The 19,412-nt window shown below is 75.5% G+C and carries 17 protein-coding genes; 13 read left to right on the top strand and 4 right to left on the bottom strand.

Features of this window, described 5'->3' with window-relative positions; genetic code table 11:
- Positions 1-12 precede the first annotated feature (12 nt).
- The 3 genes from AC5RWQ_RS17305 to AC5RWQ_RS17295 form a co-directional block, all read right to left on the bottom strand.
- Positions 13-825 carry an ABC transporter permease gene (locus tag AC5RWQ_RS17305; RefSeq protein ID WP_494283736.1) on the bottom strand — a complete coding sequence of 271 codons (813 nt, stop codon included), beginning with the start codon at positions 823-825 and terminating at the stop codon, positions 13-15.
- Positions 822-1,754, bottom strand: a complete 933-nt coding sequence (locus tag AC5RWQ_RS17300; protein ID WP_494283735.1) for an ABC transporter ATP-binding protein — start codon at positions 1,752-1,754, stop codon at positions 822-824. The genes AC5RWQ_RS17305 and AC5RWQ_RS17300 overlap by 4 nt, the downstream gene beginning before the upstream one ends.
- 149 nt (positions 1,755-1,903) lie before the next feature.
- Positions 1,904-2,575, bottom strand: a complete 672-nt coding sequence (locus AC5RWQ_RS17295; protein WP_494283734.1) for a hypothetical protein — start codon at positions 2,573-2,575, stop codon at positions 1,904-1,906.
- Between the two features lie 147 nt (positions 2,576-2,722).
- Between AC5RWQ_RS17295 and AC5RWQ_RS17290 the strand changes: the two genes are divergently transcribed.
- The 9 genes from AC5RWQ_RS17290 (at position 2,723) to AC5RWQ_RS17250 (ending at position 11,970) form a co-directional block, all read left to right on the top strand.
- Entirely contained in the window at positions 2,723-3,499 is a 777-nt protein-coding gene (locus AC5RWQ_RS17290) for a GNAT family N-acetyltransferase (protein WP_494283733.1), read from the top strand.
- A complete protein-coding gene (locus tag AC5RWQ_RS17285) occupies positions 3,496-4,461 on the top strand; it encodes a lysophospholipid acyltransferase family protein (RefSeq protein ID WP_494283732.1) in 966 nt (321 codons plus the stop codon). The genes AC5RWQ_RS17290 and AC5RWQ_RS17285 overlap by 4 nt, the downstream gene beginning before the upstream one ends.
- Before the next feature lie 105 nt (positions 4,462-4,566).
- On the top strand, positions 4,567-5,397 hold the full coding sequence (locus AC5RWQ_RS17280; protein ID WP_494283731.1) for a DUF4097 family beta strand repeat-containing protein: 831 nt from the start codon (positions 4,567-4,569) through the stop codon (positions 5,395-5,397).
- Positions 5,394-6,008, top strand: a complete 615-nt coding sequence (locus AC5RWQ_RS17275; protein WP_494283730.1) for a PadR family transcriptional regulator — start codon at positions 5,394-5,396, stop codon at positions 6,006-6,008. Before AC5RWQ_RS17280 ends, AC5RWQ_RS17275 begins: the two co-directional genes overlap by 4 nt.
- A gap of 67 nt (positions 6,009-6,075) precedes the next feature.
- Positions 6,076-6,777: a response regulator transcription factor gene (locus AC5RWQ_RS17270; RefSeq protein WP_242794193.1), complete on the top strand. Its 702-nt coding sequence runs from the start codon at positions 6,076-6,078 to the stop codon at positions 6,775-6,777.
- Positions 6,774-8,333, top strand: coding sequence for a sensor histidine kinase (locus AC5RWQ_RS17265; RefSeq protein ID WP_494283729.1), 1,560 nt, complete (start codon positions 6,774-6,776; stop codon positions 8,331-8,333). The genes AC5RWQ_RS17270 and AC5RWQ_RS17265 overlap by 4 nt, the downstream gene beginning before the upstream one ends.
- A gap of 62 nt (positions 8,334-8,395) precedes the next feature.
- Positions 8,396-9,952 carry a S1C family serine protease gene (locus tag AC5RWQ_RS17260; protein WP_494283728.1) on the top strand — a complete coding sequence of 519 codons (1,557 nt, stop codon included), beginning with the start codon at positions 8,396-8,398 and terminating at the stop codon, positions 9,950-9,952.
- Positions 9,953-10,115: 163 nt separating this feature from the next.
- The gene (locus tag AC5RWQ_RS17255; protein ID WP_494283727.1) at positions 10,116-10,787 is read left to right on the top strand and encodes a BON domain-containing protein; all 672 of its coding nucleotides are present in this window, start codon (positions 10,116-10,118) and stop codon (positions 10,785-10,787) included.
- Between the two features lie 79 nt (positions 10,788-10,866).
- The gene (locus AC5RWQ_RS17250; RefSeq protein WP_494283726.1) at positions 10,867-11,970 is read left to right on the top strand and encodes a glycosyltransferase family 4 protein; all 1,104 of its coding nucleotides are present in this window, start codon (positions 10,867-10,869) and stop codon (positions 11,968-11,970) included.
- Between the two features lie 2 nt (positions 11,971-11,972).
- Here the strand turns inward: AC5RWQ_RS17250 and AC5RWQ_RS17245 are convergent, their stop codons facing one another.
- Entirely contained in the window at positions 11,973-13,427 is a 1,455-nt protein-coding gene (locus AC5RWQ_RS17245) for a serine/threonine-protein kinase (RefSeq protein ID WP_494283725.1), read from the bottom strand.
- 180 nt (positions 13,428-13,607) lie between these two features.
- On the opposite strand from AC5RWQ_RS17245, the gene AC5RWQ_RS17240 reads away from it, so the two are divergent.
- Genes AC5RWQ_RS17240 through AC5RWQ_RS17225 form a run of 4 tightly spaced genes read left to right on the top strand, consistent with a single transcriptional unit; the run spans position 13,608 to position 19,380 of the window.
- Positions 13,608-14,438: a patatin-like phospholipase family protein gene (locus AC5RWQ_RS17240; protein WP_494283724.1), complete on the top strand. Its 831-nt coding sequence runs from the start codon at positions 13,608-13,610 to the stop codon at positions 14,436-14,438.
- Positions 14,438-15,496 (top strand): 1-acyl-sn-glycerol-3-phosphate acyltransferase, encoded by a 1,059-nt coding sequence (locus AC5RWQ_RS17235; RefSeq protein WP_494283723.1) that lies wholly within the window; start codon positions 14,438-14,440, stop codon positions 15,494-15,496. The genes AC5RWQ_RS17240 and AC5RWQ_RS17235 overlap by 1 nt, the downstream gene beginning before the upstream one ends.
- A gap of 9 nt (positions 15,497-15,505) precedes the next feature.
- Complete coding sequence (gene cutA / locus AC5RWQ_RS17230; protein WP_334494147.1) at positions 15,506-15,826, top strand: divalent-cation tolerance protein CutA; 321 nt, start codon at positions 15,506-15,508, stop codon at positions 15,824-15,826.
- Between the two features lie 47 nt (positions 15,827-15,873).
- Positions 15,874-19,380, top strand: a complete 3,507-nt coding sequence (locus tag AC5RWQ_RS17225; RefSeq protein WP_494283722.1) for an SCO7613 C-terminal domain-containing membrane protein — start codon at positions 15,874-15,876, stop codon at positions 19,378-19,380.
- The last annotated feature ends 32 nt before the right edge of the window (positions 19,381-19,412 follow it).

Below are 19,412 nucleotides of genomic sequence, written 5' to 3'. Positions count from 1 at the left end.
GGCCGGCGGAGGTCAGGAGATGTCGCGCCGCCGGGTGATCAGGACGCCGAAGACACCGCTGACCAGCGCGTAACCGACCAGCACCAGGGCGCCTACCCACCAGTCGGGAGTCAGCTCCGTGCTGCCCCCGCTGATCATCACCTGGGACGCCACGGCCGGCCAGACCACCTGCCACTTCACCACCGCCTGGCTGTCCAGCCAGCCGGAGAGCAGGAAGAAGAGCAGCTGCACCACCTGGGTGCCGACCAGGTAGAGCACCGCCGCGGTGATCACCGCGCCGAGCTGGTTGGGGATCAGCGTGCCGATGCCCACCCCGAGGATCGTCCAGATCGCATACGCCAGCAGGTTGAGCAGCAGCGCCCGGTGCACCGTCCACTCACCGAGCTGGGTGCCGTGCCCGTCCAGGGTCAGGAAGATCGACCCGGCGGCCAGGTCGATCACCGTGGTGGCCAGCCAGAAGCCGAAGCCGAGCAGCGAGGCCGCGCCGAGCTTCGACAGGATCACCGAGGTACGCCGTGGCGTGGTGAGGAAGGTGGTGGTCGCCGTCTGGTGGAAGAACTCGTTGGTCACCATCAGGATGCCGATCAGCATCACGAAGAGCAGGCCCAGGTACTGGCCCGAGGTGTAGAGGTTGGCCGCCTGGGCGGGCGCCGCCGCCTGGTCCCCGCTCACCCCGAAGTCCTCGGCGTTGCCGCTGAGCACCTGGTGGGCCAGCCAGGCGTTGATCGCGAAGGCCAGGGCGGTCGCCAGGAACGCCCCGATGCCGAGCAGCCACCAGGTGCTGGTCGTACGGATCTTGAGCAGTTCGGACCGGACGAGGTTCATCGGATGCCCGCCTTCCCGGCCGTCAGCTCCAGGAAGACCCGTTCCAGGTCGGGCCGTTCCGTGGTGAGTTCGTGCAGTTCCACGCCGGCGGCCAGGGCGGCCCGGCCGACGGTCGGGGCGTCCACCCCGTCCACCAGCAGTGCGCCGTGCCCGTCCGGGGCGACGGTGGCCGACTGCGCCTTCAGCGCGGCGGTCAGCTCCTCGGCCTGCGGGGTGCGCACCCGCACCTGGGCGCCGCTGGCCATCGAGCCGATCACCTGGTCCACCGGGCCCTGCCGGACCAGCTGGCCGGCCGCGATGATCACCACGTCGTCGGCGAGCAGCTGCATCTCGGAGAGCAGGTGGCTGGAGACCAGGATGGTGCGACCGTCCTGGGCGAGGCCCTTGAGGAAGCCCCGCATCCACCGGATGCCCTCCGGGTCCAGCCCGTTGGCCGGCTCGTCGAGGATCAACACCCGCGGGTCACCCAGCATCGCCGCGGCGATGCCCAGCCGCTGCTTCATGCCCAGCGAGTAGCCCTTGAACTTGCGGTTCGCCGCCGGGGTCAGCCCGACCAGGGCCAGCGCCTCGTCCGCCCGCCGCTGCGGCAGGCCGGCCGCCGCGCAGATCACCCGCAGGTGGTTACGGCCGGTCCGGCCCTTGTGCGCGCCGGACGCCTCGAGCACCGCGCCCACCTGCCGCAGCGGGTCGGTCAGGTCGGCGTACCGGCGGCCGCCGATGGTGGCGTCGCCGCTGGTCGGGGTGACCAGGTTGAGCAGCATGCGCAGGGTGGTCGTCTTGCCGGCGCCGTTCGGGCCGAGGAAGCCGGTCACCCGGCCCGGCTCGACCGTGAAGGACAGGTTGTCCACCGCCCGAACGTTCTTGTACTGCTTGGTCAGTCCGGACACGACGATCTGGCCGGTGCTGGGGCTCCACTGCCCGTCGGACATCGTTCTCCTCCCGTGCGGCGGCACGTCACGCGCCGCGCTGTGGGCGCCGTTGCCGAAAGGCGCCGTGGCACAGCCTGGCAAGCCCGGTCAACCCGGTCAATCACGCCTGATCACCGGCCGTGAACCACCTCGGGTAGGAGGTGGTCGTCTCATCGATGAGGTGCGGGCTCCGGCGGCAGCGCGATCCAGGTGGCCCGGGCCCGGCCCAGCAGCGCACCGGTCGGGCCGTACAGGCTGGTGTGCACGAGCGCCTTGCGCCCGTTTGCGCCAACCAGCTCGCCGGTGACCACGCACGCGTCGCCGGGGGCCGGCAGCGCGTCCACCACCGCGGCGATCCGGCCGAGGACGTACGGCCGGCCGGGGGCGATCACCGCCCAGCCGCCGGGGCAGTCCAGGGCCGCCCAGACCGTCGCCGGCACCACCTGCGCCGGGGCGTGGAACGGCGCGGCGGTGCGACCGTCGGGGAGCCGGCCGGGGAAGATCCGTAGCCCGTCCGGGTGCTCCGGGCCGCAGACGAAGCAGCCGGGAAAGGGGTGGTCCCGCAGCCCGGGGTACGCCGCCGAGGCCCGCGCCGCGGTCGCGGCGTCGACCGGGGCGACCGCCACCGGCGGCTCGTCGGTCGGGCGGATCTGGGCGACCAGCTGCCCGTCCGGGTCGAGGACGTCGCCGTCGGCCAGGGTTAGCGGGGTGTCCAGCGGCGGTGGCCGGCGCAGGGTCACCTCGACCGGCCGGCTCGCGCCGTACGCCCCGGCGAAGACCCCGGCGCTCCAGCCGCCGTTGCCCGACCCGGGCGGCCCGTTGTACCGGGACCCGATCATCATCGATCCACCTCCGTACCGTCCGGCGTGCGCGCCGGTCCCGCCGGGCAGCCTCGCACGTCACGCCCTGCGGCGGAGCGCCGGCCGGCGTTCACCGGATCGACACCCGTCGCCGGGGGACCGGCAACCCCCGGCACCTACACAGGTCCCATGGCCGTTCTGCATGCCGCTGGCGCACCCCTGACGACCAGCGGATACACCCTGCTGATCGCCGACGACCCGACCCAGGTCGCGGCCGCGCAACGCCTGCGTCACGAGGTGTTCGCCACCGAACTCGGCGCGACGTTGCGCCCCGGCGAGGCCGGTCTCGACGTCGACGAGCTCGACGCCCACTGCGACCACCTGATCGTGCGCGAGGAGCGCACCGGCACGGTGGTCGGCACCTACCGGCTGCTGCCCCCGGGCCGGACCGACCGCCGGTACGCCGAGGCCGAGTTCGACCTCACGGCGCTCGACCCGCTGCGGGACACCCTGGTCGAGACGGGCCGCTCCTGCGTCCACCCCGACCACCGCTCAGGTGCCGTGATCAACCTGATGTGGGCGGGTCTCACCCGCTACCTGCACCTGCGGGGCTCGCGCTGGCTCGGCGGCTGCGCCTCGGTGCCGGTCGACGACGGGGGCCGGGCCGCCGCCGAGGTCTGGGCCCAGGTGCGTGCGAAGCACCTGGCGCCGCCGCCGCTGCGGATCCGCCCGCTGCGTCCCTGGTTCGCCGAATCGGAGGCGTACCCGGCGGAGTTGGCCGAGGGCGGCGCGGCCGGCCGGGCCCTGGTCCCGCCGCTGCTCCGCGGCTACCTGCGGCTCGGCGCCTGGATCGCCGGTGAGCCGGCGTACGACCCGGACTTCCGCTGTGCCGACTTCTACGTGCTGTTCGACCTGGACCGGATGAACCCGCGCTACCTGCGGCACTTCCTCGGCGGGCAGCGGTGACGGGCGCCGACCTCTGGCGGCCGGTCTCGGGCTGCGGCCCGCAGTGCCTGCCGCCGCCGGGCGAGGTGCCGGCCGTGGCCCCGTTGCTCCGGATGGCCCGGCTGGTCGGCGTGGTCGGGATGCTGCTGGCCGGGGCCGGCCTGGCCGCGCTGCTGCCGGTGCTGCCGGCGGCGGAGCGGGCGGCGGCGGTGCGCGGCTGGGCGCGGGCCACCGCGCGCGCCCTCGGCGTCCGGCTGGAGATCCGCGGCCGGTTGCCCCGGCGGCGGGCGCTGCTGGTCGCCAACCACGTGTCCTGGTTGGACATCCTCGCGGTGCTGGCGGTCGCCCCGGCCCGGCTGCTGGCCAAGCGGGAGGTCCGGGAGTGGCCGCTGGTGGGGCTGCTGGCCCGTGCCGGCGGCGCGGTCTTCGTGGACCGGTCGCGGCCCCGGGAGCTGCCGGCGACGGTGGCCCGGCTCGCCGCGGCGCTGCGCGCGGGCGACCCGGTGGCGGTCTTCCCGGAGGGTACGACGTGGTGCGGCGCCGCCCCCGCGGCCGACTGCCGGCCGGAGCGAGGTTTCCGGCCGGCGGCGTTCCAGGCGGCGATCGACGCCGGGGCGCCGGTGGTGCCGGTCCGGATCGCCTACCGCTGTACGGCCACCGGCGAGCTGACCGCGACGGCCGCCTTCCTCGGCGACGAGAACCTCTGGCAGTCGCTACGCCGGGTGCTCGCCGCTCGTGACCTGGTGGTGGCCGTCTCGGTGGCCGCGGCGCTGCACCCGGCCCGGGACGCGGACCGGCGGCTGCTGGCCCGCGCCGCCGAGTCTGCTGTCCACCTGGTGCCGGCCCGCGCGGCCACGCTCCACCCCGTCCCGGTCCCGGTCCCGGTCCCGGTGCTGGCCGGCGGTCCCGGGCTGGCCGGCGGTCCCGTGCCGGCCGGCGGCCCGGTGCCCGCGGGGGAGGAGGCGCTCGGCCTGGCGGCGTGACGGATCGCCGACACGCGACAGTCTTGTTCTATCGCGATGTATCGCGTTACGCTCCTCTCGTGAGTGGCGCACCGTCCGGTCGCGCCCCGATCGAGGGGAGGGCCCATGGCCACCTGGAGGGTCGACCGACCGCAACGACTCACCCTGGAGGAGCCGGTCACCCGGCTCGACGTCCGGCTGATCAGCGGCCGGCTCAACGTCGTCGGCACCGACGGCCCGGCCCGGGTCGACGTCACCCGGGTCAGCCGCCGGCCGGTCGTCGTCGAGCACCGCGACGGCCACCTGCACGTCGGCCACGAACGGCCCCCCCGCTGGCCCGGGTTCCTCTGGTGGATCGGGCAGCTCGGCCGCAAGTTCCGGGCCGAGGTGTCGATCGCCGTCCCGGCCCACGTGCTGGCCGACCTGCGGCTGGTCGACGGATCGCTGGTCGCCTCCGGGCTGCGCGCGGACACCCTGGTGGACGTCACCTCCGGGCAGGTCACCCTGATGGGGCTCGCCGGCCGCACCACCGCGAAGGTCGTCTCCGGCCCGGTGGAGGCGCTCGGCGTGGCCGGCGACCTGACCCTGGAGACCGTCTCCGGCGAGGTGGTGCTCGCCGACAGCGCGGCCGACCGGGTGCACGCCAACACCGTCTCCGGGGCGATCACCTGCGACCTGGACAATCCCCGGCGCAGCGAGATCCGGCTGACCACCATCTCCGGCGGCATCACCGTCCGGGTCCGCGAGGACAGCGACCTCACCGTCCACCTGCACACCACCTCGGGCCGGATCACCAGCGGCTTCCGGGAGGTGGGCGGTGGCCCCGGGTTCGGCCCGGTGAAGGACAGCCACGGTGTCCTCGGCGCGGGCGCGGGTAAGCTCTGGGCGTCCGCGACGTCCGGCAGCATCGCCCTGCTCGCCCGTGGAGTCGACGACGACCAGGAGGAGTTGCCGTGACCGCCGTGTTCAGTCACGGGCGGCTCCGGCTCTACCTGCTCAAGCTGCTCGACGACGGCCCGAAGCACGGCTACGAGCTGATCCGGCTGCTGGAGGACCGCTTCCTCGGCCTGTACGCCCCGAGCGCCGGCACGATCTACCCCCGCCTGCAACGGCTGGAGGTCGAGGGGCTGGTCAGCCACACCGCCGCCGGTGGCCGCAAGGTCTACGAGATCACCGACGCGGGCCGGGCCGAGTTGCGCCAGCGCGCCGACGAGCTGGCCACCCTGGAATTCGACATCAGCGCCTCCGTCGAGGACCTCTCCGCCCTGGCCGGTGAGATCCAGACCGAGGTACGCGGCTCGGTGCGCGACCTCAAGCGGGAGCTGCGCGAGGCGACCCGGCAGACCCGGCACACCCGGTGGGACCGCCCCGCGCCCGGCCCGACCCCCCGGCCGGCCCCCGTCGCCGGCGGGTCACCGCTGCTGGCCGAATTCGACCAGCGGCTCGCCGCGTTCACCGTGGAGGTCGGCGCGCTGGTCCGGGCCGGCCGGCTCAGCGACAACCAGCTCCGTACCGCGATCCGGGTCCTCGACGGCGCGCTGGACGGGCTGCGCCGGCTGCTGCGCTGAGCGGCTCACAGGGTTTTTCCAGGATCCGTCCAGCGCCGGCGCAGCGACGTCACGGATGATGGCGGGCATGGCCGCTACCCAGACCGAGGCGCGACTGCTCGTCGTCGAGGACGATCCCAACATCCTCGAACTGCTCTCCGCCAGCCTGCGCTTCGCCGGCTTCGACGTGGCGACCGCGATGAGCGGCAGCGCGGCGCTGAGCGCCGCCAAGGACCACCGCCCCGATCTGGTCGTGCTCGACGTGATGCTGCCCGACCTGGACGGCTTCGAGGTCATCCGGATGCTCCGCGAGGGCGGCACGCGTACCCCGGTGGTCTTCCTGACGGCGCGGGACGCCACCGACGACAAGATCCGCGGGCTGACCCTGGGCGGCGACGACTACGTCACCAAGCCGTTCAGCCTCGAGGAGCTGACCGCCCGGATCCGGGCGGTGCTGCGGCGCACCGCCACCGGCGAGCACGCGCCCTCCCGGCTCACCTTCGCCGACCTCGAGCTGGACGAGGAGACCCACGAGGTGCACCGTGCCGGCCAGCGGGTGCAGCTCTCGCCGACCGAGTTCAAGCTGCTGCGCTACCTGATGCTCAACGCCAACCGGGTGCTCTCGAAGGCGCAGATCCTCGACCACGTCTGGAACTACGACTTCCGGGGCGACGACAACATCGTCGAGTCGTACATCTCCTACCTGCGGCGCAAGGTGGACAACACCCAGCCCCGGCTGATCCACACGCTGCGCGGGGTGGGCTACGTGCTGCGCAAGCCGGCGGCGTGAGCGTCGTCGACGAGGCCAAGGTCAAGCTCCGCGGCGTACCGCTCCGGGTCAAGCTGGTCGCCTCGGTGTTGGCGTTGGTCGCCGCCGCGCTGGTCGTGATCAGCTCACTGACCACGTACTTCCTCCGCGATTACCTGGTCGGGCAGGTGGACGGCGAGCTGCGCGGGGCCAGCGAGTACCTCAGCGGCCGGGTGTTGCCGGCGTTGGAGAACGGCAGCGCCAGCTCAGCCACCCTGCCCACGGACTACGTCGTGGCGCTCGCCAACGACCAGGAGACCCGGTTCATCGGGTGGGACCCCAACCTGGAACAGGACGACCTGCCGGCGGTCCCCGCGGACCTGGCCGGCTTCCGGGCGGACGAGGGGGGCCCGTTCACCGTCCGCTCCCAGGACGGCCGGGACCGCTGGCGGATGCTCTACCGGGAGCTGCCCGACGGCCGGGTGCTCGCGGTCGGGCAGCACCTCACCGACGTCGACCTGGCGGTCAAGCGGCTGGTCTGGATAGACCTGCTGGTCGGCGGGGCGGTGCTGATCCTGCTTGCCTCGGTCGGCGCGGCCATCGTCCGGACCAGCCTGAAGCCGCTGGTGGAGATCGAGCGCACCGCCGCGGCGATCGCCGGTGGCGATCTCACCCGCCGGGTCCCGGACCCGGAGGAGGGGCAGCCCTGCGCCACCTCCGAGCTGGGGCGGCTCTCCCGGGCGTTGAACGCGATGCTGGCCCAGATCGAGGCGGCCTTCACCGCGCGGGCCGCCTCCGAGACCGCCGCCCGGTCCGCCGAGTCCAGCGCCCGGGACGCCGCGTACGCCGCCCAGGTCTCCGAGGCGCGGGCCCGGCGGTCCGAGGAGCGGATGCGGCAGTTCGTCGCGGACGCCTCGCACGAGCTGCGTACCCCGCTGACCACCATCCGGGGCTTCGCCGAGCTGTACCGCCAGGGGGCCGCCCGGGCCCCGGAGCAGACCGCCGACCTGCTGCGCCGGATCGAGGACGAGGCGGCCCGGATGGGACTGCTCGTTGAGGACCTGCTGCTGCTCGCCCGGCTGGACCGGGAGCGTCCGCTCTCGCTGGCCCCGGTGGAGCTGCCGGTGCTCGCCTCGGACGCCGTCGAGGCGGCCCGGGTGGTCGCCCCGGAGCGTCGCATCGAGCTGGAGATCGAACCGGGCTCCGGCCCCCTGGTGGTGCACGGGGACGACGCCCGGCTCCGGCAGGTGATCGGCAACCTGATGACCAACGCGCTCACCCACACTCCGCCCGACGCGTCGGTGACCCTGCGGCTGCGGACCGAGCCCGGCAACCTGGCCGTGGTCGAGGTCGCCGACACCGGCCCGGGGCTCTCCCCCGAGCAGGCCGAGCGGGTCTTCGAGCGGTTCTACCGGGCCGACGCCGCGCGTACCCGGCGGGCGAGCGGGATCACCAGCACCGGGCTGGGGCTGGCCATCGTCGCCGCGCTGGTCGCCGCCCACCACGGCATGGTCGAGGTCGCCGACACCCCGGGTGGCGGGGCGACCTTCCGGGTCCGGCTGCCCCTGCTGCCGGACACGGGCGTCGAGGCGGAGTGACTTTCAGAAAACTTCCAGGCTGGTTCCAGGCTGGTGACAGAGCGACGGGAGAAGCTGGACGCATGACCGAGTTCGAGACCGACCCCCAGCGGCGGCCGGCCGCCTCCGACGCCGAGCCGTCGCACCCCACCGCCGCGCAGCCCCGCGTCGAGCAGGGGCAGTCCGACACCACCGCCGCCTTCCCGGCCACCCCGGCCGACCGACCGGGCGACGTCGCCGGCGCCGCGGGGGAGCCGGCCGGCACCCCGGCCTACCCGCCCGCCTCCGGTTCGCCGTACGCGCCGGGCGCCCCGGCCGCCGGCACCCCGTACGCCCAGACCTCCGCCGCGCCGTACCCGGGCGCCCAAGCCTCTGCTGCGCCGTACCCGGCCGGTGGCGACCAGGGTTACCGGCCCGGCTACCAGCCCTACCCGGCCCACGGCCAGTACCCGGCCGCCGGTTACCAGCCCGGGCAGCAGTCCGGCTGGGCCGCCGGCTACCCGGGCGGCCAGGGCCCCGCCGGTCCGGTGCCCCCGCAGCACGCCGGGCAGCCGGTCCCGCCCTGGGCCGCCGGCCCGGGCCCCCGTCCCTCCAAGGTGGCGAAGTTCGTCGGCGCCGGCGTGGCCGTGTTCGCCCTGATGCTCGGCTCGGGCGTGGCCGGTGGCGCGCTCGCCCTGGCCGTCGACGGCGACTCGGGCGGCATCACCCGCACCTACTCGGCGGCTCCGGTGATCAACAGCGCCGACCTGCCGAAGATCGCGGCGGCCGTGCAGGACAGCGTGGTCTCCATCCTCACCGACAACGGCGAGGGCTCCGGCGTGGTGCTCAGCGCCGACGGCTTCGTGCTGACCAACAACCACGTGGTCGCCTCGGCCTCCGGCGACACCGTCCGGGTGGTCTTCGCCGACGGCAAGACCGCCCAGGCCAAGATCGTCGGTACCGACCCGAAGACCGACCTCGCCGTGGTCAGGGCGAGCGGGGTGAGCAACCTCAAGGCCGCCAAGTTCGGCGACAGCGACGGCATGCAGGTCGGCGACCAGGTGCTCGCCCTGGGCAGCCCGCTGGGCCTGCAGGGCTCGGTGACCGCCGGCATCCTCAGCGCCCGGGACCGGACCATCCAGGCCGGCGAGAACGGCCAGCAGCAGAACCCGCAGCAGGCCGCCAGCTCGATCTCCGGCCTGCTCCAGACCGACGCCCCGATCAACCCGGGCAACTCCGGCGGCGCGCTGGTCAACACCCGCGGCGAGGTGATCGGCATCAACACCGCGATCGCCACCGCCGGGCAGGGCAGCGGCGGCAACATCGGCGTCGGCTTCGCCATCCCGAGCAACAAGGCCAAGGACGTCGCCGAGAAGCTCCAGCGCGGTGAGAAGGTCAGCCACCCGTCGCTGGGGGTCAGCGTCAACGCCGCCGAGGACGGCGGGGCGCTGGTAGCGGCGGTCACCCCGGGCAGCGCCGCCGAGAAGGCGGGCCTCCAGCGGGGCGATGTGATCACCAAGTTCGGCGACAAGGTGATCAACGACTCGAACGATCTGGTCGGTGCCGTCCAGGCCGGAAAGGTCGGCGACCGGGTCGAGGTGACCTACAAGCGAAACGGATCCGCGGCGACGGCAACCGTGACGCTCGCTGAGACGTCATAACGAACAGACCTGCCTCCTCCGGGGCGGCGGGTGGCGGAGCCAAGGGGGTTGGCGCCGTCACCCGCCGCCTTTTTTCGCGACCGCCAGGCCTCACCCGTCCCGGGTGAACCGGTCTCACCCCGGCCCGGGCCATCGTCGGCAGGAGCCGACAGGAGGGGACGCGATGACGACGGCATTGGGCACCCGCACCGATCCGGAGATCCAGCGGGACGTCCTGGAGGAGCTGGACTGGGATCCGCAGGCGCAGCCCACCGAGATCGGGGTCAGCGTCGCCGACGGCGTGGTCACCCTCACCGGCCGGGTGGAGAGCTACGCCCGCCGGTGGGCGGCCCAGCGCTGCGCCCACCGGGTACGCGGGGTCCGGGCGGTCGCCGACGACCTGGAGGTACGCCTGCCCGGGCTGGACAGCCAGGACGACGCGGAACTCGCGCTCGCCGCCATCCGGGCCCTGGAGTGGGACAGTTTCGTGCCCGCCGAGCGGATCGACGTGACGGTCTCCGCCGGCTGGCTGATGCTCCGCGGCGAGGTGGAGTTCGGCTACCAGCGGCGCACCGCCGAACAGGAGCTGCGCCGGCTGCGCGGCGTACGCGGGGTGACGAACCTGGTCGAGGTGGTCTCGCCGGCCCCGGCCAGCGCCGAGCAGACCGCGCACGACCTGCGCCGGGCGTTGCGGCGTCGGGCCGGCACCGAAAAGATCACCGTCGAGCTGGTCGGGGACACGGTGTTGCTGGGCGGGACGGTCCGTTCCTGGTGGGAGCGGGACGAGGCGGAACGGGTCGCCTGGTCCGCCCCCGGCGTACGGGCCGTGGACGACCGGCTGGCCGTCACCGGATGAGTCGAGTCGTCCGTTTACCACTGGTGGGACGGGGAAATCGCCCCCGATCCCACTCACCGGGGACCAACGGGGAGGACTCGTGGCCGTGACCCACCGTCCATCGGAACGCCTGCCCGAGCGGCCGCTGCGGATAGCCATGGTGATCCCGCCGTGGCTCTCCGTGCCACCGCCCGGGTACGGGGGTCTGGAACAGGTGGTCCACGGTCTGGTGGACGGTCTGATCGCCCGCGGCAACGCGGTCACCCTCTTCGGCGCCGGCCACCAGCACGGCACCGCCGCCGACTTCGTCTCCACCGTCCCGGAGTTGCAGTACGAGCGGCTGGGCGAGGCGCTGCCCGAGCTGGCCCACCTGGCCCGGGTGAACCACCTGGTCAGTGCCGCGGACTTCGACGTCGTCCACGATCACACCACCATCGGGCCGCTGCTGGCCGGCCGGCGGGCCGTGCCGACCGTGGCCACCGTCCACGGCAACCCGGTCGGCGAGTACGGCACGGTGCTCAGCGACACCGACGACGGCGTCGGGCTGGTGGCGATCTCGCACGCCCAGCGCCGGATGAACCCGGGGTTGCCCTGGGTCGGCACGGTGCACAACGCGATGGACATCCGGGACGTGCCGCGTAAGGCGGCCCCCGGCCGGGGGCCGGTGCTCTGGCTGGCCCGGTTCAGCCCGGACAAGGGCCCCGACGTGGCCATCCGGGCGTGCCGCGCGGCAGGGCTGCCGCTGGTCCTGGCCGGCAAGTGCAACGAGCCCGCGGAGCGCCGCTACTTCGCCGAGGTCGTCGAGCCGCTGCTGGACGAGGACGTCACCGTGGTGTTCAACGCCGACCGGGCGGCGACGCTGCGAATGCTGGTCGACTCCCGCTGTCTGGTCATGCCGATCCAGTGGGAGGAGCCGTTCGGCATGGTGATGGTGGAGGCGATGGCGACCGGTACGCCGGTGGTGGCGCTGCGCCGCGGGTCGGTGCCGGAACTGGTCGTCGACGGGGTGACCGGCCTGGTCCGGGACCGGGCCGAGGACCTGCCGGCGGCGCTGCGCGAGGTCGTCCGGCTGGACCCGGCGGCCTGCGTGGCGCACGCGGCCCGGAACTTCTCCATCGAGCGGATGGCGCTCGGCTACGAGGAGGTGTACCGGCGGTTCGCGCTGGCCGCGGTGCCGGCCCGGGAACCGATCGCCGCCCACTGACCTCAGGCCTGCGTGGCGCCCAGCTGAAGGATGGCGGCGTCCAGCGTCCGGGCGTACCCGGGGTCGATGCCGCCCTCGTCGACCCGGCGGACGACCTTCTCCCGCAGCAGCGCCACCGGTGTGGCCAGGTCGGAGTCGCCGTCGGCGACCTCGCGGGTCAGGTTGCCCAGCACGTTGCGCAGGTCCAGGCCCACGTCGTCGCGGATGTCGCCGGTGCGGACCCCGTCGTCGATCAGCTGGCGCAGCCGGCCGGCGGCCTCGGTCAGCCCGCCCGCGCCCTGTCCGCCGTCCGGCGCCGGCCGCGGTCGGGCCGACGACGGCGCGCCGCCGGTCGGCGCCGGCTGCGACGGGGGCGGGGCCGACCACGGCTGCCCGCGCGGGGTCGGCGGGTCGGCGGCCGGCGCGCCGGTGGGCCGGGCGGCCGGCGGGGTGGTGCCGTCGGGTACGAGGTTCGGGGCGACCAGCGCCGCCGCCGTGGTCACCGCCACCAGTGCGGCGACGACCAGCAACGGCCGCCGGCGGGTGGCCGGCGCGTCCGGTTCCGCCGGCGGGTGCGCGGCGGCGGGGGCGGCCAGCGCCGGCAGGGTGACCGTCGGGGCGAGCATGGTGGCCGCCTGCGGATCGCCGGGGAGCAGCTGGTCCCGCAGCGCCGCCGCCACCCGGTGGGCGGTGGGCCGCGCCCGCGGGTCCTTGGCCAGGCAGCACAGGACGGTACGGGCCACCGCGGGCGGCAGCCCGGGTACGTCGTCCAGCGACAGCGGCTCCTCCGCCTGCAACGCCGCGCCGAGCTGCTCCCAGGTGTCCGCCGGGTACGGGGGCCGGCCGGTCAGCGTCTCGTAGAGCAGCACGCCGAGGGAGTAGACGTCGGTGGACGGCTGGGCCGGGGCCCCGTCCAGCCGTTCCGGCGCCACGTACGCGGGGGTGCCGAAGGTGCCGCCGTCCTCGTCCTCGTCCGGGGCGCCGACCTGGGTGGCGATGCCGAAGTCCAGCACCTTGGCGCCGACCGGCGTCATCATCACGTTGGCCGGGGTGATGTCCCGGTGCACGATGCCGAGCCGGTGCGCCGCGGCCAGCGCCTCGGCCACCTGGGCGCCCACCTCGACCGCCTGCGGCCAGGGCAGCGGCCCCTCGGTGAGCCGGTGCTCCAGCTCCTCGCCGCTGAGCAGCTCCATCACCACGAACGAGGTGATCGCGCCGTCCGGGGCGAGGGTCTCGCCGTAGTCGTGCACCGAGGTCACGTGCGGGTGCACCAGCTGGGCCGCGGAGCGGGCCTCCTCGCGGACCATGTCCCGGAACCGGGCGTCCGCGGCGAGCGACGGGGCGAGGACCTTGACCGCGACGACCCGGTCGAGCACCTCGTCGCGGGCCCGCCAGATCACCGACATGCCACCGGCCCCGATCCGGTCGATGAGCCGGTACCTGCGGGCCAGCAACCGGCCGGCGTGCAGCGCTGCCATCGGTGATCGCACCTGCCTGGGGTCGGGGGTGGTGTCAGGTTGCAAGAATGTGTCCGTCGTGTCAACGGCCGTCCCCTTCTCCGGTCACCCTCCGCGCCGGTCGTCTCACCGCCCGCCATCCCGCCCGGCGGCCAGCGGCTGCGCCGGGCGGCCCGGCGGGAACGTGCCAGGATGAACGACATGAGTGGCGGTCCGGTGGCGTTCGTGCTCGGCGGCGGGGGAGTGCTGGGCGCGGTCGAGGTGGGCATGCTCCGCGCCCTGTTCCGGGCCCGGATCCGGCCGGACATCGTGCTCGGCACCTCGATCGGCGCGGTCAACGGCGCGCTGGTCGCCGCCGACCCGTCCGAGGCGGTCACCGACCGGCTGGTCCGGCTCTGGGCCTCCCCGGAGGCGAGCGAGGTGTACGGCGACTCGGTGGCCCGGCAGCTGCGCCGCTTCGCCGCCCGTACCCACCTGCACTCGCCCCGGCCGCTGCGCAAGCTGCTGGAGGGCGAACTCGGCGTGGACACCACCTTCGCCGACCTGAAGGTGCCGTTCCGCTGCTGCGCCGCCAACATCGAGCGGGCCGCCGAGCACTGGTTCCACAGCGGACCGGTGGTGCCGGCGGTGCTCGCCTCCGCCTCGGTGCCGGGGCTGCTGCCCCCGGCCCGGATCGACGGCCAGCACTACATCGACGGCGGGATCGTAAACTCCATCCCGATCGGCGAGGCGGTCGTGTCGGGCGCCCGGCGGATCTTCGTCCTGCAGGTGGGCCGGATCGAACGGGAGCTGACGCCGCCCCGGCGGCCCTGGGAGATCGCCCAGGTCGCGTTCGAGATCGCCCGCCGGCACCGGTTCGCCCGGGAGATGTCGGCCCTGCCCGACGGGGTGGAGGTGCACGTGCTGCCGACCGGTGGGCTGGAACCCCGCGACGACAGCCCGTGGGCGTACCGGGACATGGCGGCGGTGGGGCGGCGGATCAGCCGCGCGTACACCGCGTCCCGCCGCTATCTGGCGGAGCTGGACCGCTGATGCCGTTGCCACCGTGGTGGTTGCGCCGGCTGCTGATCGCCCCCGGCGTGGTGCTGCTCGCGGTCGCCGTGGTGACCACGGTGCCGGTCTGGGCGCTGCTCGCCCTGGCCGTCTCGCCGTTCGTCCCCGGCCGGTTGCGACCGCTGCGGCTGCTCTGGATCGGCGCGGTCTACCTGGTCTGGGACGCGGCGGCGCTGATCGCGCTCTTCGTGCTCTGGCTCGCCTCCGGCTTCGGCTGGCGCAAGCGGTCGCCGGCCTTCCAACGCGCGCACTACGTGCTCGCCGGCCGCTTCCTCCAGGTGCTCTTCTGGCAGGCCCGGTGGACGCTGCGGCTCAGCATCGACGTGGTCGGCACCGACCCGGACACGGCCCTGCCGGGCCGGCCGGAGCTGGTGCTCTGCCGGCACGCCGGCCCGGGCGACTCGTTCATCCTGATCCACGCCCTGGTCAACTGGTTCCATCGCGAGCCGCGGATCGTGCTCAAGGCCAGCCTCCAGTGGGACCCGGCGATCGACGTACTGCTCAACCGGCTGCCCAACCGGTTCATCGCCCCCGGTGACGGCCGTGACGCCTCGGTCCGGCAGATCGCACACCTCGCCACCGACCTGGACGACGACGACGCGTTCGTGATCTTTCCGGAGGGCGGCAACTTCACCCCCGGTCGCCGGTTGCGGGCCATCGCCCGGCTGCGCGCGCTCGGCCTGGAGCGGATGGCGTTGCGCGCCGAGCGGATGCAGCACGTCCTCGCGCCGCAGCCCGGCGGGCTGCTCGCCGCGCTGGAGGCCGCCCCGGACGCCGGGGTGATCTTCGTGGCGCACACCGGGCTGGACCGGATGCTCACCGTCACCGACGTGTGGCGGGAACTGCCGATGGACAAGCGGATCGTGATGCGGTTCTGGTCGGTGCCCCCGGAGGACGTCCCGGTCGACCGGCAGAAGCGCATCGACTGGCTCTTCGACTGGTGGGGCCGGATCGACGCGTGGATCGCCGCCAACCGCGACGGCGTCGCCGGCGACACGGACGCCGGGGCCGACCGCAGCGGGACCGGGCCCGCGTAGGGTCGCTCCGTGGAGCAGATCTGCGTGGTGACGACAGTGGTGGACGCGCGCTCGGTCGCCGACCTGCTGGCGGCCGCGGCGGTCGCCGGGCGACTGGCGGCCTGCGCGCAGGTCGGCGGTCAGGTGGACAGCACCTACTGGTGGCGGTCCGGGGTGGAGACCAGCACCGAGTGGTCCGTGCAGTTCAAGACCACCCCCGACCGGGCCGACGCGCTGGTCGACCAGATCCGCGCCACCCACCCGTACGACGTGCCGGAGATCCTGGTGACCCGGGTCGAATGCGGCGAACCGGCGTACGCGGCCTGGGTGCACGAGAACACCCGCACCTAGGTACGCGCACTCTGGGCCGGGGTTGCGCCGGCCGTGACGATGACCGGGTGGAGAACACCGCCTACCCGTGCCCCGGCTGCGGCGCGCCCGCAGACCTGATCCGCGGCTGCTCCGGCTGCGGCCGGCCGCCGTACCCGCCCGCCGCCGAGGTGGTCCGGCTGGACCGGGAGATCGTCGCGCTCGGCCGGGAGGTGGAGCGGGCCCGCGGGGCGTACCAGGAGGCGTCGGCGCGGCTGCTCGCGGCGCAGCGCCGCCGGGCGGAGCTGGCGGCCCGGGTCCGGGTCGAGGTCCCCACCCGGCCGGCACCGGTGCCGCCGGTGCCCCGTCCGGTGCCGGCGGCGCCCGGCCGGCCGGAGGCCTCCACCCTGACGGTGCAGAGCCTGCTCTTCGTCTTCGGTGGACTGCTGCTCGGCACTGCGGCGATGGTCTTCACCGCCGTCGCCTGGGCCGCCGTCGGGGTGGCCGGCCGGGCGCTGATCCTGGCCGCGTTCACCGCGCTGATGCTGGCCGTGCCGCTGGTCGCGATGCGGCGCGGGTTGCGCGGCACCGCCGAGACGTTCGCCGCGGTGGGGCTGCTGCTGGTGGTGCTCGACGGGAACGCCGCCTGGTCGGTGAACCTGTTCGGCGCGGCCGGCTGGCCGGCCACCCGGTACGCCGCGCTGGTCGGGGGGGCCAGCGCGGCGGTCGCCGCCGGGTACGCCCGGCTGAGCCGGCTGACGGTGCCGTGGTTCGCGGCGCTGCTGGTCGCGCAGCCGGTGCTGCCGCTGGCGGCGGTGGCGGCCCGGCCCGGGGTGACGGGCTGGACGGTGGTCCTGCTCGGGGTGGCGCTGCTCGACCTCGGGGTGGTGGTCGCCTTGCGCGGCGCGGTGGGGGCGTGGCACGGGGGGTCGGCGGCCGGCGGGGGGCCGGTCGCCGACCCGCGCGGCGGATCGACGGTGGCCGCCGGGCGGGTGCTGGCCTGGCTCGGCTTCGGCGTCGCGTCCGCGCTCGCCGCCTGCACCGCGCTGGTGCCGCTGGCCTGGGGCCGGGCCGCCGGGCAGCCGCTGCTGGCCGGGCTGCCGCTGCTGCTGGTCGGGGTGGTGCTGCTCGGCGCCGCGCGGGTCGCCGGCGGTCCGTTCCGGCCGGTGGCGGCCGGGCTGCTGGTGCCGCTGCTGGCCGCCGCGCTGCTCCGGCCGGTGGCCGAGTTGGGCGCCGGGTTCCTGCTGCTCGCCGCGGGGGTGGTGAGCATCGGGGCGGCCGGCGCGGTCCGGCTGCTGCCGGCCCGGTTCCGCTCCGGCCCCCGGGTCGGCGCGTTGATCGTCGTGGGCGTGCTGGCCCAGGTCGGCGTACTGGCCACCGCGCTGCTCGCCGGTGGCGCGGCGGCCCGGTCGCTGCCCCCGTGGCGGGGCGCGGCAGCCGGCCCCGAGCTGGGCTGGGGGTGGCAGCTTCCGATCACCGTCGCGCTGACCGCGGCAGCGGTAATGCTGCTGCTGCCCAGGGCGGCCCGCCCGGTGGCCACGGTGGTCGGTGTGGCGCTGACCGCGTCCGCGCTGCCGGCCGTCGCGGCCACGCCCTGGCCGGCGGCGCTCGCCCTGGACCTGCTGGCCGGCGCCGGACTGCTGCTGACCGCCCTGCGTCCGGGACGCCGCGCCCCGACCGCGCTCGCCGGTTCGCTGGCCGGCGGCGTCCTGCTCGGCCACGGGCTGCTCGTCGGACTGGCCACCCCGGGCGGCACGCTGGCGACGCTCGGCGTCGTCCTGGCGGTCGGGCTCGCCGCGCCGGTGGTGGCCCGCCGGGGCAGCGCCGTGCAACACCGGGCCGCCGGGCTCGCCCTGGTCGCCGGGCTGCTCGCCGTCCCGGTCGGGACGGTGGTCGCGCTGCACGCGGCCGGATCGCCGTCCTGGTGGCAGCTCCGCGGCGCGCTGGCCGCCGCCGGGGTGCTGCTCGGCGCGCTCCTCGCGGTCCGCCGGACCCGCCCCGACCTCGACGGGTACGCCTCCACCGCGCTCGCCGTCGCGCTGGCCGGGCTCGCCCCGGCGGCGCTGGTCGTACCGGGCCGGGAGCCGGTCGCGCTCTACGCCGCGCTCGCCGCGCTGGCGCTGGCGGTGGCCGACCGGGGGCTCGTCGTCGGGCGGCTGATCGGGGGCGGGTCGGCGGTGCTGGCGGTGCTGGCCGCCGCGCCGGTCAGCGTGGGGGCGCTGGTCTCCCCGTACGGCGGTCCGGTCCTGCCCTGGGCGGGGGTGCCCGCCACGCGGCCCGTCCCGGGCGCGCCGGCCGTGGCCGCCGCCCTGCTGGTGCTGGCGGCCGCCGCCGCCCTGGTCGCCCGGCGGGCCGCCGGTGGCCGGGCGCTGCCGGGGCTGGCCGCCCTGCCCTTCGCGGCGGCGGCGCTGCCGGTGCTGCTGGTGGCCGCCGGCGCGCCCTGGCCGACGGTGTCGGCGGCGGTGCTGCTCACCGGCGTCGGCGCGCTGCTTCTCGCCGCGCTCGCCGGTCCGGCCGTGGCCGGTGCGACGCGGACCGCGCCGGCCCCGGCCGTCGAGACGTCCCTTCCGGTGCCGGCCGCCGGCGCCCCCGCTCCGGTGGCCGGCTCGCCGCTCAAGCTGGTCACGGTGCCGGTCGGGGTGGTCTGGACCGGCTCTGGACTGGTCGGGCTGCTCGCCACCCGGGCGGGCACCCTGGCCGGGCTGGCGCTGCTGGTCGTCGCCGCGGCGGTGGTGGGGGCCGCCGGGCGCCGCCCCGAGATCCGGCTGCTGGGCTGGCTGGCGACGGTGACCGCGGCGACCTGCCTCGCGGTGACCGCGCCGCTGGCCGCCGGGCTGCCGACGCGGACGGCCGGCTTCGCCGCGCTCGCGGTGGCGGTGGCGGTGCTCCTCGCGGCCCCGCTGCTGGGCCGGCGCGTCGGGCGCGGCTTTCCGCCGGCACGCGGGGCGATGGAGGCGGCCGCCCAGGCGGTGGCGCTGGTGGCCCTGCTGCTCACCGCCGCGGCGCCGCGCCACGCCGCCGCGGTCTGCGTCCTCTGGGGCGCCGCCGTCGCGCTGCGGTTGCCCCGCCGGGGCGAGTCCACCGCCGGGCGGTGGGCCCTCGCCGGCATCGCCGGAGGCAGCGAGCTGCTCGGCGCCTGGCTGCTCCTGGCGGCCGGCGGCGTGGTCCTGCTGGAGGCGTACACCGTGCCGGCGGCCGGGTTGGCGCTGGTGGCGGGCGTGGTGGCGGTGCGTACCCGGGAGGGGCTGACCAGTTGGCCGGCGCTCGGGCCCGGGCTCGCCGCCGGGCTGCTGCCCAGCCTGGTGTCGGTGCTGACGGCGCCCGATCCGCAGCCCTGGCGGCGGCTGCTGCTCGGCGCGGTCGCGCTGGTGGCGGTGCTCGCCGGCGCCACCCGCCGCTGGCAGGCCCCGGTCATGGTGGGCGGCGGCACGCTGACCCTGCTGGCTCTGCACGAGCTGGCCCGCAACTGGGACCTGCTGCCCCGGTGGGTCTACCTGGGGCTCGGTGGACTCGCGCTGATCGCGCTCGCCGCCACGTACGAGCGGCGGCGCCGCGACCTCGCCCGGCTGCGAGCGGCGGTCGGGCGGATGGGCTGAGGTAGGGCCAGCACCCCCTCGCCTTCGGGGGC

This window comes from Micromonospora sp. BS32, assembly GCF_059089345.1.
The sequence above is the reverse complement of the archived record's forward strand: the minus strand, read 5'-3'. Positions and strand labels throughout refer to the sequence as shown.